Genomic DNA, 15,911 nt, shown 5'->3' with positions numbered 1-15,911 from the left:
TTCCGTTCCGTGGAGAGTCGGCCGAACGTATGACTGCTGTTATTTGCGAGTCATGAACAAATAAAGGAATTTACATTTCAAAATTACATTTTTGTCGTCCATTTCCACCACAGCGCAATCTTCGTATTTTTCCCGGCCTGGCGTGATTTGTTTTTTGATCACGCCATCAGCCACGCTATATTTGATCGGAATGGTCATTTCGCCAATCCCGCTACGCGCATCTTCACCGGTGGTTATCAAGGTGCCGTCTTTTTGAAACTCCCACGTCACATGCAAGGGCTTCTTTTCGCGATCAAGGGCGAGTGCTTCGTGTGTGACCTGCCATTTGCCCAGCAACTTGGAATTGTCTTGCAGTTTGATTTCGGCGCTGGCTGTGGACGCCGCAAATGCGGTAAACAGGGATAAAAGTATTGTTATTGTTTTCATTGTATGCTCCCGGCTGAGAGATTGATCGAGTACCGAATATAGCATATCCGCTTTTGCCGTCAGCGCTTTTCTTCCTGAAAAACCAGACGGGTTTTAGACAGATAATCGTGCCAGCATTGGCCGTTTTTATCGAATAGACACCAGAAAAATCCCAGACCCAAAAAAGCCCAAGATAACAAGCCGCCAATGAAGCGGATGCCGGCTTGTCGCCAGTTGAGCGATTGGCCGTCCAGGGTGCTGACTTTGATTTTCCAGGCGCGCAAGCCCAGGGTTTGGCCGCCGTGGGTCCAAAACCAGCCGTAAAAAACAAAGCTGATGATCAGCAGATAGAGCGGATAAAAAAACTGATCGCTGGCGAATGCCTGGCCGGCGTTGAAGGGTAGAGCGATGGCCGTGGCGAAAAACCATATCGCCAGCAGTAAGAAGACGTCGTAACCAGCAGCGGCCAGCCGACGCAAAAAACCCGGCGCGGACGGTGAATCCACGCCGGGTTTTGGGATGCTTGATTTAGCGGGTTGTCGCAATTATTTTTCGAAAATCGCCAGTTTTTGCCCCATGTACATGCTCATGCCCACCAGCGCACCGATCATGACAATGGAAAACAGAAAGGGCGGTCTATGGAACACCAACAACGCGAAATCGGCAACGAATAGACTAGTAAATACAGGCTGGTCTACAAAACCCAGTAAAATTTTTTTAAACATACGCTCCACTCTCCGATATAAATTCCCCGTCGCCGGCCTAGGGGCGACAAGTACAGCCATTTTTATGTTATTACACCAAATATTCGGCGAATGGCGAAATTCTACATTTAACACAAGGGAATGTAAAAGAATGTGCTTGATTGAGCTTAAATCTGGCGAGGTGTTATGATAAGCCCGCTAGGACGTTCGCGCCCGAAGCCTCGAAAAAGCTGGCAAACGTCATTCTAAAATAAGGGATAAAGTCATTTTTAGTTTCTTCAAAAAAATCTTTTCACCGGTTGAGCAAGTTGCCGAACCGGTCAATGAGTCGGCGGGGTCGAGTGCCGTGAAGATTTATCCGCGTTCAGAGCATTGCATTTCCCGTGCGCAAATCAGTGAAAATGCCCTGAAAGTATTGCAGCGCCTGAAAAAAGCCGATTACGAGGCCTATCTGGTGGGCGGCTGTGTCAGAGATTTGCTGTTGGGGCGGGAACCCAAGGATTTCGACGTGGCGACCAACGCCAGTCCGGAACAGATCAAGCAAGTATTTCGCAATTGCCGGATTATCGGCAGGCGCTTTCGCTTGGCACATGTGTTTTTCGGGCGTGAAATCATTGAGGTGGCGACCTTTCGTGGCTCGGAGTCGGAAGAGTCCGACCAGCAAGTCGTGCATGAAGACGGCCGCTTGTTGCGCGATAACGTGTTCGGCACGTTGGAACAAGATGTCTGGCGCCGAGATTTCACCGTCAACGCGCTGTATTACAACATCCGCGATTTTTCCGTGGTGGATTATACCGGCGGCATGCAAGACCATGCGGCGGCGGTGATGCGGCTGATCGGCGACCCGGAAGTGCGTTACCGGGAAGATCCGGTGCGGATGCTGCGCGCAATTCGTTTTGCCGTGAAGCTGGGTTTTACGCTGCATCCCGACACCGAAAAACCGATTTACGCCCAAGCCGATTTACTGAAGAGCATACCGTCGGCGCGTCTTTACGATGAAGTCATCAAATTGTTTTTGTCCGGCTACGGCCTGCAAACCTTCGAGATGCTCAGACATTACGGCTTGTTTGCGATTTTGTTTCCGGATACCGACCGCTGTCTGGCCAGCGAAGACCAGGATTTTCCGCGCTTGTTTTTGATCAGGGCCTTGGAAAACTCCGACACCCGCTTCAACGACGGCAAAACCCTGACGCCTTATTTTTTACTGGCTGCGCTGTTGTGGGAGCCTTTGCAATTGGCTGCGCAAAGACGCATCGCCCACGGCGAAAACGAAACGCTGGCCTATCAGAACGCCGCCAACGAAGTGCTGACCAGACAGATCAAGATCACGGCGCTCCCGCGGCACATCACGCAATCCATGCGCGAAGTCTGGTTCTTGCAGAATAAATTTTCCAGAACGGTCGGTCCCCGGCCTTATCGTTTGCTGGAACAGCCAAAATTTAGGGCAGCTTACGATTTTTTACGGCTACGCGCGGAAACCGGCGGCGCCGATCCGGAGCTGGTCGAATGGTGGACTGGTTTTCAAGAAGCCGACGATACGGAGCGGGAAAGAATGACCGCGCCGCCAAAATCCGGCGGCGGTAAATCCCGTAACCGAAAAACCGGCCGTTACCGTTCGCGAGGCAAACCGGCTCCCATCGGCAATGACGCTAGCTAAGTCAGCTGTCGAGGCCTATATAGGCTTGGGCAGCAATCTCGAAGACTCTATCGATCATGTCAATCGGGCCAGGCTGGAAATCGCCGCCTTGCCGGGCGTGACCGAAATTACCTTCTCCCCCTTGTACCGCAGCACACCGGTCGGTCCGCAAGATCAACCCGATTATGTCAACGCTGCGCTGCGAATTTCTACCGAGTTGGAGCCCCTGGCTTTGCTCAGACAATTACAGCAAATCGAAAACCAGCATGGCCGGCTGCGCAGCGTGCGTTGGGGGGCAAGAACGCTGGATTTGGATGTATTGCTTTACGCACAAGAGATTATCAACGAACCGGACCTGATTGTGCCGCATCCCGAGTTGTCCAGGCGCGCGTTTGTGTTGTACCCCTTAGCCGACGTAGCAAGCAGCGATTTGCCGATTCCGGGTCTGGATTCGTTGTCGCAACTATTGGCAGCTTGTCCGCCCGACGGTTTGCGGAAAATAATTTCATGAGTTTATATGCTGATGCCTTAAAGACGCTGACTATCAGCGATCTGATGGTGATGAAAAAAGCCGGCGAAAAAATCAGCTGTCTGACTGCTTATGACGCCAGTTTCAGCGCGCTGCTGGACCGGGCCGGCATCGATGTGCTGCTGATCGGCGATTCCTTGGGCATGGTGATTCAAGGGCATGGCAGTACCTTGCCGGTCACGGTGAATGATATGGTGTATCACAGCCGCAGCGTGGCAACGGCCAGAAAGCGAGCTTTTGTGGTTACCGATTTGCCGTTTGCCAGTTATGCTACGCCGGAGCAAGCATTGCTGAATGCGGCAAGCTTGATGCAAGCTGGCGGCGCGCAAATGGTTAAATTGGAAGGTGCCAAGATCGATGTCATCCGCTTTCTGGTGGATCAAGGCATTCCGGTCTGCGCTCATTTAGGCCTGTTGCCGCAATCGGTGAATCGCTTGGGCGGCTATAAGGTACAAGGCAGGGAAGCGCAACAAGCCCGGCAAATCGTTGCGGATGCCGAAAAAATCGAACAAGCGGGTGCCGGTCTTTTGGTGCTGGAATGCGTGCCCGCCGAACTGGCCGCCGAAATTAGTCAGCGTCTGAGTATTCCGACCATCGGTATCGGCGCCGGCATCGATTGCGATGGTCAGGTATTGGTGTTGTATGACATGTTGAATATCAGCACCGGCAAGCGGCCACGCTTTTCCAAAGACTTTATGGCCGATGCCTCCAGCATTGAAGAGGCGGTACGGCATTATCATCAAGCGGTTAAATCCGTGCAGTTTCCAGCGTCCGAACACAGTTATTAAGCTTATGCAGACAGTCAGCAGTGTCGTCGCCTTGAGAGAAATGGTCCGGCAATGGCGGCAAGCCGGGCTCAGCGTCGGTTTCGTGCCGACCATGGGCAATTTGCATGCCGGGCATATCAAGCTGGTTAGCACGGCCAGACAGCAGGCTGATAAAGTGGTGGTCAGTATTTTTGTCAACCCCACTCAATTCGGGCCGAATGAGGATTTTGCCAGTTACCCGCGTACCGAACAGCAGGATCAGGAAAAACTACTAGCGAGCGGTGCCGATTTGCTGTTCCTGCCGTCTGTAACCGAGATATATCCGCAAGCCACGCAAACCGGCATTTCGGTCAGCGGCTTGTCGGCCCTGCATTGCGGTGCCAACCGGCCCGGACATTTCGACGGTGTGGCATTGGTGGTTTGCAAGCTATTGAATATGGTACAGCCCGATCTGCTGCTGCTGGGCGAGAAGGATTTTCAACAGTTGACGCTGATTCGGCAAATGGTGGCGGATTTGAATATACCGGTTACCGTCCAAGGCGTGGCAACGGTTCGGGAAGATGACGGTCTGGCGATGAGTTCTCGCAATGGCTATTTATCCGAACAACAAAGACAACAGGCGCCTAAGCTCTATCGAGCCTTGTGCGCAGCGCGCGATGATATTTTGGCCGGGTATGACGATTATCCGGCGGTGGCTGAACAGCAGCGGCAGAATCTGCAACAAGCCGGTTTTGCCGTCGATTATTTCAGTATCTGTCGTAGCGCGGATTTATTGCCTGCCTACGCTAGCGACTCTAATCTGCTGGTTTTGGCTGCTGCCAGGCTGGGCAAGACGCGTCTAATCGATAACCTCTACTTTTCTAAAACAAGTAGCTGACATTACGGTTTTTTTGCCTGTAAAAGCTAATGCTTAAATTTGATAGCGCTTCCAATTTCAGGCATAATCGCCGGCCCTAGTATTCGACCTTGTTTACCATGAACATAAACATGCTTAAAGCTAAGTTACACCGTGCGCGGGTAACGCATTCCGAGCTGGATTACGAAGGATCGTGTGCTATAGACGGCAAAATTTTGGATTTTTCCGGGATTAGGGAATACGAGCAAATCCATATTTACAACATTAACAATGGTCAGCGCTTTACCACATACGCGATTCGCGCCGAAGAAGGCTCCGGTGTGTTTTCGATTAACGGCGCAGCTGCAAGGTTGGCGTGTCCTGGCGATTTGATTATCGTCTGTGCGTTTGCCAGCCTAGATGAGAAGGAACTGAAGAACTACAAGCCGACTTTGGTGTATTTCGACGGCAACAATCATATTAGCCATTCCACTCACTCCATTCCTGTTCAGGCCGCCTGATTTAAACAACCGCCGGTGACATCAGTCTCCGGCGGTTGTTTGTATTTTTAAGCTTCCGATACGTCGATTTCGCTAATCTTTTCGGTCAGCGTGATACTTTGTTCGATTGCCACCAATACTTTTTGCATGCCGATGCGTTTGTTGGCGTTGATCAATATCGGCGATTTGATTGAGCCTTTGATGGTCGGCTTGCCGTTGTCCTGCTCGTTGTCTTTGTGCAGCAGAATTAAAATCACCAACTCGTCGCCCGGCTCTATTTGCAGCAGTGCTTCTTCCGGATCAGTTACCGTAAAGTTGTAATTGATGTTGAAATTAGCCGGATGCGCCGCGGAAAAGGTTAGCTCCGCATTATCGACGGATTGCAGCCAAAAGACGATTTCACTGCCTTCCTGATGAAATAACTTAAAGCGGGTCTGATCTTCGAAACCGGGTAGGCCACGCGGAAAATTGATGATAGTGTCCGGATTGATGTCTTGGTTGCCTAACAATTTCGATTGAATTTCCATAATCCCGCCCGTATTCGTTGAAGTCTAAGTTAACAGCATTAATCAATGCACCAATGTATAGCACGGAAAGGGGTATTTGCAATGCGGATTGTCGGTAACCGACCAGGTATTCTTGCTTTATCGCGCCCGACTCCCTACAATTGCGCGCTTCTTTCAGGTGTTTGCGCCGTTTCTTGGCCAAGCTTAAACAGGAAGTCGGTGCGGCGGTTTTAACCGCCCATGCCGACGCTGCCCCCGCAACGGTAGATAAGTAAAGAGCTGCGTTTTTGCCACTGTGCGCTTTGCATGGGAAGGTCGTAGATCAGGCGTAAAGCCACTTATAAGCCCGGAGACTGGCCCGGAAGATCATTCGAGACAGCGGAGGGCTGTTTACGGAATGGTCTGAGTCCATGCCTAGCCTGCCTCCGTCTTTTTCGTTTTCCGTTTTTCCTCTGTCCTTTTTCACCCGGATGCGCGGCGGGCGCAGAGGACAATATGCAATCCATTTTATACAGATCTTTATTTCTGGCGAGTACGCCTTTTACGGTGTTGGCGGCGACTGGCGACGAGGCGATAAACCTTGCCGAGACAGTTGTCACGGCTACTCGCACCGAAACTCGGCAGAGCGAGTTGGCCACAGCGATGACGGTTTATACGCGCCAGGACATCGAAAAACTTCAGGTCAGAACCCTACCCGAGCTACTGAAAGGCACGCCGGGTGTCGATATGGTGCAAAGCGGGGGTTACGGCAAGGACACCAACGTCTATCTGCGCGGCACTAACTCCGATCATGTACTGGTGCTGATCGACGGCATTAAGGCTGGCTCGGTGACCACCGGCACTAGTGCGTTTCAGTTTATTCCTATCGATCAAATCGAACGTGTGGAAATAACCCGTGGCCCGCAATCCAGCCTTTATGGTTCGGAAGCGATTGGCGGGGTAATTCAGATATTTACCCGCAAGGGCGGCGGCAGCGAACGGCCGAACATCGCGCTGGAAGCCGGCGGCGGCTCTTACGACACGTATAATGGTTCGGCTGCGGTCAACGGCAAATGGGGCAAAGCGTGGTATAGCCTAGGTGCCGCGCAATTGGGCAGCCAGGGCATCAATGCTTTGAGCGGTGTCAGCGTCGCGAGTGGCTATAATCCGGACCGCGACGGCTATAACAACACCAGTCTGAATGCCAAAGCCGGTTACCGGTTCGACAATGGTACCGAGCTGGAGGCGTTTTTCCTGCGGGCCGAAGGTGAAACCGAGATAGACAACTCCATCAGTAGCACCACTGAGTTTGTCAATCAGACGCTGGGGGCGACCGCCAGCGCTAATTTCAGTGATATGTGGCGGTCCACATTACGCATAGGACAAAGCGTGGACGATGCCGATCAGTTTCGGCATAACGGCCTATTCTCCAGCCGTTTTAACACCACGCGCTGGAACGCCAGCTGGTTGAACGAACTGGCCTTGCATAAGGATCACCAGTTAACGCTGGGCACAGACTACCGTTTTGATGAAATCGACAGCACCACGCGTTACGCGGAAACGTCCCGCTATGATGTAGGCGCATTTGCCGAGTTGCATAGCCGAGTTTTTGATAAGCATTTTTTGAATGCTTCCTTGCGATGGGACGAAAACCAGGCCTTCGGCGATAGCGTCACCGGCAATTTTGGCTGGCGGTTTAATTGGGATTACGGCCTCAGTGCCTTTGCCAGTTTCGGTAATGCCTTTAAGGCGCCAACTTTTAACCAGCTATACTTCCCGGGGTTTGGTAATGCCGGTTTACGGCCGGAAAAGTCCACCAGTTTCGAAGCCGGGTTTGCCGGCCGGCATGCTTGGGTCAATTGGGAATTGCGTGGCTATCACACCAATATCGAGGACTTGATTGTATTCAGCGGCACCCCATTCACGGCGAGAAACATCGGTAAAGCTCAAATAGACGGCATAGAAGCCGAAATATCCACGCAGTTGCTGGGTTGGAACAATAAGCTGAGCATGAGTCTGATGACGCCCAAAGATAGACAGACCAACTTGCGTCTGCCGCGTCGGGTGACGGAAAGCTTGTCCTACGATGTCTCGCGTTCGTTCGGCGACATTGATATTGGCGCTTCCGTGCTGGCTCAGGGCGAACGTTTCGATAACAGTACTAATACAGTGCGGTTGGGCAGCTTCATGACCGCCGATCTGCGCACCGCTTATCGCATCGACAAAAATTGGATGTTAAGCGCCAAACTGAATAATATGTTCGACAAACGCTATCAAACGGTTAACACCTATAACAGCTTCGGCAGAAACTTCTATTTTTCGATCCATTACAATTACTAAACCTTTTTTGGAGAACCCTATGAGTCTGAATCAAACCTTGGCTGTCAAACCCGGCGCGGTCGCGCTGATGGCGTTGATGGCTGCCACCCGTTTTCACCATTTCGGTACACCGTTTGCGCTACCTGACGCTTCGCTGGCGGTGTTTTTTTTCGCCGGCTTATGGCTGGGTGGACGCTATTTGTTCGCCATATTGCTGGCGGAAGCGGTGCTGATAGATTACTTAGCGATCACTAAACTCGGCGTCAGCGATTTTTGTGTGTCCAAGGCCTACGTATTTCTGATCGGCTCTTACGGCGCGATGTGGTTGGGCGGCAAATGGTGCCGCAAATTCACTATATTGTCGGTAGCCACTGCCGCACAACGTCTGATGGCTCTGGTAGCGGCTACCTCCATCGCGTTTTTGTTTTCCAACGGCAGCTTTTATTGGTTGTCCGGTCGTTATCCCAACGGCTCATTCACACAATATGTTGAGCGCGTGGCGATGTATTACCCGCCTTACCTGACGTCTACCTTGATCTATGGCGTGGTCATTTTCGCTCTGGTCAGTGCCGTAAAATTCATGCTGACGGCAAAATCCACCCGCGAAGCTATCTAAGCATTCAACCCAGCGGGGCGATTTTATCGCCCCGCTATCGGGATCGTGTCAACTTAGTTCCTTGCCGCTCTTGCGGTTTTGCAATATCTGTTTATCCAGCGTAAATCATGAATCTCACCATCAGCATTTTGCTGGCTGTCGCCATCGATTTTTGGCTGGGCGAGCCACGCAATGCCTATCACCCGCTGGTTATGTTCGGTAAATGGGCAGCTGCTATCGAAAAGCGTCTGTTAGACAGCCGGCAATCGGCTTTTCGTCAGCGAATCAGTGGTGGTGTAGCAGTGTTGTTGGTCCTATTGCCCTGTCTGCTATGGCTGCTGATTCTGCCCGGTTGGCCGCTGCTGCAAACGGCTGTCGAGGTACTGATTTTATATTTTTGTATCGCTGCCCGCAGCTTGCAACAGCATGCATTGGCCGTTCATGCGGCTTTGATGGAAGCCGACTTACCGTTAGCGCGGCAACAGGTAGGCAGAATAGTTAGCCGTCAGACCAAAGCCATGACCGAAGCCGATGTGCGGCGGGCAGCCATCGAATCGGTTTTGGAAAATGGTGCTGATGCGGTATTTGCGCCTTTGTTCTGGTTCGTCGTACTGGGGCCGTTCGGCGCCTTGCTCTACCGATTCAGCAATACGTTGGATGCTATGTGGGGTTACAAAAATCAACGCTATTTGTATTTCGGCTGGGCCGCCGCGCGCTTCGACGACCTGTTGAATTGGCTGCCGGCACGCTTGACGGCCTTGAGTTATGCCTTGCTCGGCAACACCGCGCAGGCTGTTAAATCCTGGCGGACGCAAGCGCACTTATTGGATAGTCCTAACGGCGGGCCAGTGATGACCGCTGGCGGTGGCGCCCTAATGCTGCAACTAGGCGGGCCGGCTTGCTATCACGGACAAATAAAACAAAAGCCCTGGTTTGGCGGCCTACAAGCGCCGGAAAACGACGATATTAAGCGCGCCTGCAAGCTGATGTGCCGGACGCTGCTGTTGTGGCTGATTTTGATCGGTTTGGGAGATAGCCTTGCTTGAGCACGGTGGGCGCTTGCGGCAAGCCGCGAGCCAATATGGCATTCCTTTGTCCGACTGGCTGGATTTGTCCACCGGCATCAACCCCAATGGCTGGCCCGTGCCTGTCATTCCCGCCGCATGCTGGCAACGCCTGCCGGAGGATGATGACGAGTTAATCGCGGCGGCACGGGCTTACTACCAAAACGACTCCTTGCTGGCGGTAGCCGGCTCGCAAGCGGCGATTCAATCATTACCTTTGTTACGACCAAAATCGAGGGTCGGCCTGCTGCATCCGGCCTACGCCGAGCATGCCGGCAGCTGGCAAAAAGCCGGGCATCAGGTCATCAGAGTCGAAGAGAGCGCGATAGACGACCACCTGGATGAGTTGGATGTTCTGATTCTGGTCAATCCTAATAATCCCACCGGCCGTCTATGGAGCCGGCCACAGCTGTTGAGTTGGCATGAAAAACTTAGCCTGCGCGGCGGCTGGCTGCTGGTAGACGAAGCGTTTATAGATAGCCTGCCCGTCGGATACAGTCTAGCGCCATTACCTGTGCGGCCTGGCTTGATCGTATTGCGCTCGGTGGGTAAGTTTTTCGGCTTGGCCGGCATCCGTTGCGGCTTCGTGATTACCCAACCGAATTTGTTGGCGAGACTTGCGGAGTTGCTGGGGCCATGGACTATCAGCCATCCCGGCCGCTATGTTGCGGCGCTGGCATTAGCTGATAGAGATTGGCAATCAGCTAATGCTGCGTCGCTGGCAACCCAGGGTGAGCTCCTAAAGCAGTTATTGACGGGCTGTGGCTGGTCGCCGAGCGGTGGGTGCGACTTGTTTCAATGGGTGAAAAATGAGCAGGCATATAAGCTACACGAGCTATTGGCTAGACAAGGCATTCTGACCCGATTGTTTCAGGAGCCGGCTAGTGTGCGTTTCGGTTTACCGAAAGACGAGTCAGCCTGGCAACGTTTGGCGCAGACGCTGACTCATCCTGATATCAGGCAATTAAGCTTGTTTGCGCATCCGCAAACCTAATCCGGCGATAACGCTGCCGAACAGCCAAACAGCGCCAGGCAACGGTACCGGTTCAGGTGACGGGTTAAAGCGGAAGTCCTTGGCCGTTACCACACCCACACCGCGAAAATCCGTAGCATCGCCTAATTTCCGGTTAATTTCGAAAACCAAATACTGAGGTTCCGGCAACCCTAGCAAGTCTTGATAGTTATGGGTTTCCAGATCGGTAGCGTCGAAAGTATCCTGCCTAAAAAAGGCTGTCAGCGAAAACTCCGCGCCGGATACCAACCCGTTTTCATAGTATTGGTTATTTGAAGACGCCATGCTGACCGTCACCGTGTCATAGCCTTTTGGCTCGATAACCCCCGTCAACCCACGACTGGCAAGCTCCTCTTCGGTCAACGCACTAGCATTGTCGAAAAGATAAAGAGTGATATCGTGGTTATCGACGGCAAATGGCTGACTGTTGACCAATACGGAAGACGACGTGGCGTGCGAATAAATTAACCGCAAATCTCCCGGTGCCGAGTCATTGTAATCCGGCGACAAGACATCAAAGGTTAATTGGCCGGAAAAGTTGCCGCTGGTGAAATTCACGAAATCGCCTGAAAAAGTAAATTCAAGAGCCGCAATCGCGTTAGCCGAATATAAAAACGTCGCTAATAGGGCAGATAGTATTTTCATGGTTTGTCCTTAAAGTAAATTTAGTGATACGACTTCTTAGGCTTAGCAGCAAGACTAAGTGGAGGCGTAGGGGATACCAATATTTTTGTGAGCGAGTTCAATCTCTAGTCCGATTATGGCTGCAGCTGGTCGATACCGTCAACCCTTGATTTTCAAGGATAAGTACTCGATTGCTGCCAGCGCGGCGCGGAATTGGGAGGCTGGTAAAGGGATTTGCTAGAACACCTTATCCAAAATCGACATCACAATCTCCACCGCGATCAGCCAGATAATGATCCATTCCAAGGCCGAGGAATGCTGGTGCTTTTGTTCGTCGGCCAGCATTTCCAGCAGCTCGTGAATTGTCTCAAGCTTTTTTGACAATACGTCGGTGCGCTGCTGGATTTCCAGATAATTGGCGGCCATCGAATAAATATGCTGGTATTCGGGGTGTTCCCAGAAAAACTCAGGTGTATCCAGCAAGTCGTAATTGAGGATAATGTCGCTCTTGGTCAGGAACAATTGGCCTCGGATCATGGCCATGGTTTTGCGGTTCAGCTTGATCTTGCCTTCCCGGGCCAGGGATTGCGGCAAATGGCTGGTAGCGCGGATGGTGTCGATGGCATGACCTTCGAATGCCGCTAGCTTGATGGACTGCGCCATTGCGTGTGACAGCGCCAACAGTACTTTGAAATCGGCGGACTGGAGCTCCAGATGGTCGTGTTGAAACCGGTCCTGTTCGCAGCCCACCTCATAACTGAAATTATCTTCCTGCGGTTCGGCGTCGGGCTTGATTGCGTAGTCCAGCAACAAATCCTGCAAGGCGCGTCGATCATCGAGATTCAGATTCCAGCACACCATTACCCCATAGGCAAACACAATCGCGCAGCCGGTTTTGTAATCAATCACCAAGGCATTTCTGAACAGTTGCGCGCGGGTGGTATCCAGCAGTTTTTCCCGCAGCTGCGCGAATTCGAACGATTGTGCCAGGCATACCGTCAGGCAGCGTTTAATGGGTCTATCGTCTGTCATGTCCGGGTTTTCTCAGGTCGGTTTCGGCATTAGTTTGTAACACCGACAGGCAAAACGGTTAAAATAGCCAATTAATCCATCTACTGAAAGCGTATTGCTGAGTGTCATGCCAACTAACTATAACACCGATGATTTAAGAATTTGTGAAACCAAGGACGTGGTGGCGCCGATTCAGGTTCACGAAGAAATCCCGATGACTGAGCAGGCCGCAGCCACCATTCTGCATACCAGGGCGGCGATTCACAACATTCTTACCGGTGCCGACGATAGATTACTGGTGATTATAGGCCCCTGCTCGATCCACGACCCGGCAGCGGCGGTGGAATACGCCGGGCGCTTGAAACTGATCATGGACGAATTGCAAGACGACCTGGTGATCGTGATGCGGGTATATTTCGAAAAGCCACGGACCACGGTAGGCTGGAAAGGGCTGATCAACGACCCGGATCTCAATTCCAGCTTCAACATCAACAAAGGCCTGCGCATGGCCCGCCAGTTGCTGTCCGATGTGAACAATCTCGGCGTGCCGGCCGCTACTGAATATCTGGATTTGATCACACCGCAATATGTGTCCGACTTGATTTCCTGGGGAGCCATCGGTGCTCGTACCACCGAGAGTCAGGTGCATCGGGAGTTGGCCTCCGGATTATCCTGCCCGGTCGGCTTCAAGAACGCTACCGACGGCGGCATCAAAATCGCCATCGACGCGATCAATGCTGCGATGAGTCCGCATCACTTTTTGTCCTTGACCAAGGAAGGCCGCTCGGCGATTTTTTCGACGCGCGGCAACGAAGATGCACACATCATCCTGCGCGGCGGCAACAACCGGCCGAATTACGACGAAGTCAGCGTCGAGCAAGTAGCTGAAGGTTTGGTGGAAGCGGGTCTGCGCCCCAACATCATGATAGATTTCAGCCACGCCAACAGTTCGAAAAAGTACGAAAGGCAAATGCTGGTTGCACAAGATGTGGCCGGTCAAATCCGTGGCGGCGATAGCCGCATCATCGGTGCGATGGTGGAAAGCCATCTGGTCGGTGGTCGGCAGGATGTCGAGGAAGGCAAACCGTTAACTTACGGGCAAAGCATTACCGACGCCTGTTTGTGCTGGGAAGACAGCGCGGAATTGTTACATCATCTGGCCGGCGCCGTGGAACGCCGCCGCGCCGCGACAACACACAAGGTTTAAAGCATGAAAATACAGGTCAATGGCGACAATCGCGAATACGGCGAGAACGCCACCGTTGCCGACGTAATAGCCGATTTGGGCTTGACCGGCAAACGCATCGCCGTGGAATTGAACAAGGAAATCTTGCCGTTTACCCAACACGCCAGCCAGCGCTTGCAAGCTGACGATAGATTGGAAATCGTGCAAGCCATCGGCGGCGGCCAAGACGACTATTTCACGCTGGCCGGCAAAAACTATCGTTCACGGCTGTTGGTAGGCTCGGGCAAATATAAGGATTTGGAAGAAACTCGCCTAGCCACCGAAGCCAGCGGCGCCGAGATCATCACAGTGGCGATTCGCCGCACCAACATAGGCCAAAACCCCGGCGAGCCTAGCTTGCTGGACGTGATTTCGCCGGACAAATACACCATCCTCCCCAACACCGCCGGCTGCTACACCGCCGACGATGCGGTCCGCACCTGCCGTTTGGCGCGCGAATTGTTAGGCGGCCACAAACTGGTCAAGCTGGAAGTGTTGGCAGATCAACTGACCTTGTTTCCGGACGTTGCCGAAACCTACGTCGCCGCCGAATTGCTGGTCAAGGAAGGCTTCGACGTGATGGTTTACACCAACGACGACCCGATTGCAGCCAAGCGTCTGGAAGAAATCGGTTGCGTGGCGGTTATGCCACTGGCCGCGCCAATTGGCTCCGGTTTGGGTATCCGCAACCCCTATAACATCCTGACCATCGTCGAAAACGCCAAGGTGCCCATCCTGGTCGATGCGGGCGTCGGCACCGCCTCAGATGCTGCGATGGCGATGGAATTGGGCTGCGACGGAGTATTGATGAACACCGCGATCGCCGCCGCCAAAAACCCGGTGCTGATGGCCTCGGCGATGAAAAAAGGCATCGAAGCCGGCCGCGAAGCGTTTTTGGCCGGGCGGATGCCGCGCAAGCGTTTTGCTTCGGCGTCTTCGCCGATTGATGGCTTGTTTTTGTAAGAACGATAAAATCCAGATGTAGGTTGGGTTAGCCCGATAGGGCGTAACCCAACAAAGTGAAGCCAACATTCAGGATCTTTCCCTATGAATGCCATCAAGCCAGACATCGAAAACGACGTGGTTTGCTATTGCAGCGGCACCACCACGCAGCAGATTAAAGCCTTGCTAGCCGACGGTATCGTCGATCCGGAAAGAATTTCGCGCATCACTGGCGCAGCGTCCGGCTGCGGTGGCTGCGAGTTCGAATTTCACCAGCTCGTTGCCGAGCATACGCAGGAAGTCTAAGCCAATGGCCTGCTGCGACGATCCCACCGAACCGAAAAAACTCGACCGCCGCGACTTGATCCGCTTGCAGGAACAATACGGCGAACTGGTCCGCGATCTGTTTACCGAAGACCCGGAAAAAGTGATTCTCAAGCTGCTTAATGATTCCAACAGCTACCTGACGGAACTGGCGGCGCTAAACGCCCATCACGCTTCGGTAAGGTTGCGGGCCATTGGTTTATTGGAAAAATCCAGTTCATCGGTGCTGCAACGTATCGCTGAAAAGGAGCCTGATTCGGAGTTTGGTCTGGCGGCAAAGTCGAGACTGGAGCAGGTTGACAATTGAGGCCTAAGTATGAAAATCACTTATTTTGAAGTTACGGATACTTTGTACATCGAATTCTGCAAGGCCGAAAGATTGGAAACCTTTGATTATGATGATAACACTTTGATAGACGTTGATGTGGTGGGCCACGTCTGCGGAATTACAGTGGAACATGCCAAACAAGGTGTCGATCTTCAGAGGCTTTCATTCGAGCAGGTTAGTTGGCATGCCGCGTAAGGTCTCATTCATCAAGGTAACAATTGCAAGGAAAGTCCATCTTGAACCGTTCAGAATATTATAACTTCATACACAACAAACTTACTGAGCTTGCTGTCAATATAGAATATAGAGGACGGTTGAATCTTCTCGATTGCCATATTCATGCAGAGATATTCTACAGGGATTTCTTTAACTTGCTATGTGGTTGGAGTCTGGAAAAGACTAGCAACAACAATGAGCCAGGCATAGACCTCATTGATGAAATAAATCGGATTGTTGTCTCGGTTTCATCCACGGCCACTAGAGAAAAAATTGCAAATTCTTTAGCTAAAACCAATTCAAGTTACGAAGGTTATTCTTTCAAGTTTATTTCCATTTCTAAAAATGCAGATAATCTCAAAAGCAAAGACTATTCAAACCCGCATAATC

General features: G+C 52.2%; 21 protein-coding genes and 1 riboswitch. Of the genes, 15 read left to right on the top strand and 6 right to left on the bottom strand.

Annotated features, from left to right (window positions below; all coding sequences use genetic code 11):
• Window positions 1–39: 39 nt before the first annotated feature.
• Genes NP589_RS08580 through NP589_RS08570 form a run of 3 tightly spaced genes read right to left on the bottom strand, consistent with a single transcriptional unit; the run spans window position 40 to window position 1,130 of the window.
• A complete protein-coding gene (locus NP589_RS08580; protein ID WP_256606609.1) occupies window positions 40–426 on the bottom strand; it encodes a hypothetical protein in 387 nt (128 codons plus the stop codon).
• 59 nt (window positions 427–485) lie between these two features.
• On the bottom strand, window positions 486–911 hold the full coding sequence (locus NP589_RS08575) for an RDD family protein (RefSeq protein WP_256606608.1): 426 nt from the start codon (window positions 909–911) through the stop codon (window positions 486–488).
• 39 nt (window positions 912–950) lie between these two features.
• Window positions 951–1,130 carry a hypothetical protein gene (locus NP589_RS08570; RefSeq protein ID WP_064006717.1) on the bottom strand — a complete coding sequence of 60 codons (180 nt, stop codon included), beginning with the start codon at window positions 1,128–1,130 and terminating at the stop codon, window positions 951–953.
• Between the two features lie 385 nt (window positions 1,131–1,515).
• On the opposite strand from NP589_RS08570, the gene pcnB reads away from it, so the two are divergent.
• The 5 genes from pcnB (at window position 1,516) to panD (ending at window position 5,397) form a co-directional block, all read left to right on the top strand.
• On the top strand, window positions 1,516–2,766 hold the full coding sequence (gene pcnB / locus NP589_RS08565; protein WP_371929658.1) for a polynucleotide adenylyltransferase PcnB: 1,251 nt from the start codon (window positions 1,516–1,518) through the stop codon (window positions 2,764–2,766).
• Window positions 2,753–3,256 (top strand): 2-amino-4-hydroxy-6-hydroxymethyldihydropteridine diphosphokinase, encoded by a 504-nt coding sequence (gene folK / locus NP589_RS08560; protein WP_256606606.1) that lies wholly within the window; start codon window positions 2,753–2,755, stop codon window positions 3,254–3,256. Before pcnB ends, folK begins: the two co-directional genes overlap by 14 nt.
• Window positions 3,253–4,062: a 3-methyl-2-oxobutanoate hydroxymethyltransferase gene (panB, locus tag NP589_RS08555; protein ID WP_256606605.1), complete on the top strand. Its 810-nt coding sequence runs from the start codon at window positions 3,253–3,255 to the stop codon at window positions 4,060–4,062. The genes folK and panB overlap by 4 nt, the downstream gene beginning before the upstream one ends.
• 4 nt (window positions 4,063–4,066) lie before the next feature.
• Window positions 4,067–4,918 (top strand): pantoate--beta-alanine ligase, encoded by an 852-nt coding sequence (gene panC, locus NP589_RS08550; RefSeq protein ID WP_256606604.1) that lies wholly within the window; start codon window positions 4,067–4,069, stop codon window positions 4,916–4,918.
• 98 nt (window positions 4,919–5,016) lie between these two features.
• Window positions 5,017–5,397, top strand: a complete 381-nt coding sequence (gene panD / locus NP589_RS08545; RefSeq protein WP_256606603.1) for an aspartate 1-decarboxylase — start codon at window positions 5,017–5,019, stop codon at window positions 5,395–5,397.
• A gap of 47 nt (window positions 5,398–5,444) precedes the next feature.
• Here panD and fliW read toward each other — a convergent pair whose 3' ends face one another.
• The gene (fliW, locus tag NP589_RS08540) at window positions 5,445–5,903 is read right to left on the bottom strand and encodes a flagellar assembly protein FliW (RefSeq protein ID WP_064006712.1); all 459 of its coding nucleotides are present in this window, start codon (window positions 5,901–5,903) and stop codon (window positions 5,445–5,447) included.
• A 138-nt stretch (window positions 5,904–6,041) separates the two neighbouring features.
• Window positions 6,042–6,258, top strand: a riboswitch (cobalamin riboswitch).
• A gap of 119 nt (window positions 6,259–6,377) precedes the next feature.
• Between fliW and NP589_RS08535 the strand changes: the two genes are divergently transcribed.
• From NP589_RS08535 to cobD, 4 genes are all read left to right on the top strand, one after another.
• Window positions 6,378–8,201 carry a TonB-dependent receptor domain-containing protein gene (locus NP589_RS08535; protein ID WP_256606602.1) on the top strand — a complete coding sequence of 608 codons (1,824 nt, stop codon included), beginning with the start codon at window positions 6,378–6,380 and terminating at the stop codon, window positions 8,199–8,201.
• 19 nt (window positions 8,202–8,220) lie between these two features.
• Window positions 8,221–8,796: a hypothetical protein gene (locus NP589_RS08530; protein ID WP_256606601.1), complete on the top strand. Its 576-nt coding sequence runs from the start codon at window positions 8,221–8,223 to the stop codon at window positions 8,794–8,796.
• A 107-nt stretch (window positions 8,797–8,903) separates the two neighbouring features.
• Window positions 8,904–9,821, top strand: coding sequence for an adenosylcobinamide-phosphate synthase CbiB (gene cbiB, locus NP589_RS08525; RefSeq protein ID WP_256606600.1), 918 nt, complete (start codon window positions 8,904–8,906; stop codon window positions 9,819–9,821).
• A complete protein-coding gene (cobD, locus tag NP589_RS08520; RefSeq protein WP_256606599.1) occupies window positions 9,814–10,833 on the top strand; it encodes a threonine-phosphate decarboxylase CobD in 1,020 nt (339 codons plus the stop codon). Before cbiB ends, cobD begins: the two co-directional genes overlap by 8 nt.
• On the opposite strand, the gene NP589_RS08515 is transcribed toward cobD, so the two are convergent.
• The gene (locus tag NP589_RS08515; RefSeq protein ID WP_256606598.1) at window positions 10,804–11,496 is read right to left on the bottom strand and encodes a hypothetical protein; all 693 of its coding nucleotides are present in this window, start codon (window positions 11,494–11,496) and stop codon (window positions 10,804–10,806) included. The two genes, cobD and NP589_RS08515, sit on opposite strands and share 30 nt — an antisense overlap.
• Window positions 11,497–11,712: 216 nt before the next feature.
• Window positions 11,713–12,507: an RMD1 family protein gene (locus tag NP589_RS08510; protein ID WP_256606597.1), complete on the bottom strand. Its 795-nt coding sequence runs from the start codon at window positions 12,505–12,507 to the stop codon at window positions 11,713–11,715.
• 106 nt (window positions 12,508–12,613) lie between these two features.
• On the opposite strand from NP589_RS08510, the gene aroG reads away from it, so the two are divergent.
• From aroG to NP589_RS08475, 6 genes are all read left to right on the top strand, one after another.
• Window positions 12,614–13,693 (top strand): 3-deoxy-7-phosphoheptulonate synthase AroG, encoded by a 1,080-nt coding sequence (gene aroG / locus NP589_RS08505; protein WP_256606596.1) that lies wholly within the window; start codon window positions 12,614–12,616, stop codon window positions 13,691–13,693.
• Between the two features lie 3 nt (window positions 13,694–13,696).
• Complete coding sequence (gene thiS, locus NP589_RS08495; RefSeq protein ID WP_305890965.1) at window positions 13,697–14,674, top strand: sulfur carrier protein ThiS; 978 nt, start codon at window positions 13,697–13,699, stop codon at window positions 14,672–14,674.
• Window positions 14,675–14,758: 84 nt separating this feature from the next.
• Window positions 14,759–14,959, top strand: a complete 201-nt coding sequence (locus tag NP589_RS08490; protein ID WP_256606595.1) for a (2Fe-2S)-binding protein — start codon at window positions 14,759–14,761, stop codon at window positions 14,957–14,959.
• Between the two features lie 4 nt (window positions 14,960–14,963).
• Window positions 14,964–15,284: a hypothetical protein gene (locus tag NP589_RS08485; RefSeq protein ID WP_256606594.1), complete on the top strand. Its 321-nt coding sequence runs from the start codon at window positions 14,964–14,966 to the stop codon at window positions 15,282–15,284.
• A 9-nt stretch (window positions 15,285–15,293) separates the two neighbouring features.
• On the top strand, window positions 15,294–15,500 hold the full coding sequence (locus tag NP589_RS08480; protein ID WP_256606593.1) for a DUF2283 domain-containing protein: 207 nt from the start codon (window positions 15,294–15,296) through the stop codon (window positions 15,498–15,500).
• A 41-nt stretch (window positions 15,501–15,541) separates the two neighbouring features.
• The coding region (locus tag NP589_RS08475) for an SMEK domain-containing protein (RefSeq protein ID WP_256606592.1) at window positions 15,542–15,911 on the top strand (370 nt) is incomplete at its 3' end.

The organism is Methylomonas rosea (assembly GCF_024505055.1).
GTDB classification, from domain to species: Bacteria; Pseudomonadota; Gammaproteobacteria; order Methylococcales; family Methylomonadaceae; genus Methylomonas; species Methylomonas rosea.
The sequence above is the reverse complement of the archived record's forward strand: the minus strand, read 5'-3'. Positions and strand labels throughout refer to the sequence as shown.

Coding starts and splice junctions, on each gene's coding strand:
- NP589_RS08580 (WP_256606609.1), bottom strand. CDS start 426: ATGAAAACAATAACAATACTTTTATCCCTGTTTACCGCATTTGCGGCG.
- NP589_RS08570 (WP_064006717.1), bottom strand. CDS start 1,130: ATGTTTAAAAAAATTTTACTGGGTTTTGTAGACCAGCCTGTATTTACT.
- folK (WP_256606606.1), top strand. CDS start 2,753: ATGACGCTAGCTAAGTCAGCTGTCGAGGCCTATATAGGCTTGGGCAGC.
- panB (WP_256606605.1), top strand. CDS start 3,253: ATGAGTTTATATGCTGATGCCTTAAAGACGCTGACTATCAGCGATCTG.
- panC (WP_256606604.1), top strand. CDS start 4,067: ATGCAGACAGTCAGCAGTGTCGTCGCCTTGAGAGAAATGGTCCGGCAA.
- panD (WP_256606603.1), top strand. CDS start 5,017: ATGAACATAAACATGCTTAAAGCTAAGTTACACCGTGCGCGGGTAACG.
- fliW (WP_064006712.1), bottom strand. CDS start 5,903: ATGGAAATTCAATCGAAATTGTTAGGCAACCAAGACATCAATCCGGAC.
- NP589_RS08535 (WP_256606602.1), top strand. CDS start 6,378: ATGCAATCCATTTTATACAGATCTTTATTTCTGGCGAGTACGCCTTTT.
- NP589_RS08530 (WP_256606601.1), top strand. CDS start 8,221: ATGAGTCTGAATCAAACCTTGGCTGTCAAACCCGGCGCGGTCGCGCTG.
- cbiB (WP_256606600.1), top strand. CDS start 8,904: ATGAATCTCACCATCAGCATTTTGCTGGCTGTCGCCATCGATTTTTGG.
- NP589_RS08515 (WP_256606598.1), bottom strand. CDS start 11,496: ATGAAAATACTATCTGCCCTATTAGCGACGTTTTTATATTCGGCTAAC.
- NP589_RS08510 (WP_256606597.1), bottom strand. CDS start 12,507: ATGACAGACGATAGACCCATTAAACGCTGCCTGACGGTATGCCTGGCA.
- aroG (WP_256606596.1), top strand. CDS start 12,614: ATGCCAACTAACTATAACACCGATGATTTAAGAATTTGTGAAACCAAG.
- thiS (WP_305890965.1), top strand. CDS start 13,697: ATGAAAATACAGGTCAATGGCGACAATCGCGAATACGGCGAGAACGCC.
- NP589_RS08490 (WP_256606595.1), top strand. CDS start 14,759: ATGAATGCCATCAAGCCAGACATCGAAAACGACGTGGTTTGCTATTGC.
- NP589_RS08485 (WP_256606594.1), top strand. CDS start 14,964: ATGGCCTGCTGCGACGATCCCACCGAACCGAAAAAACTCGACCGCCGC.
- NP589_RS08480 (WP_256606593.1), top strand. CDS start 15,294: ATGAAAATCACTTATTTTGAAGTTACGGATACTTTGTACATCGAATTC.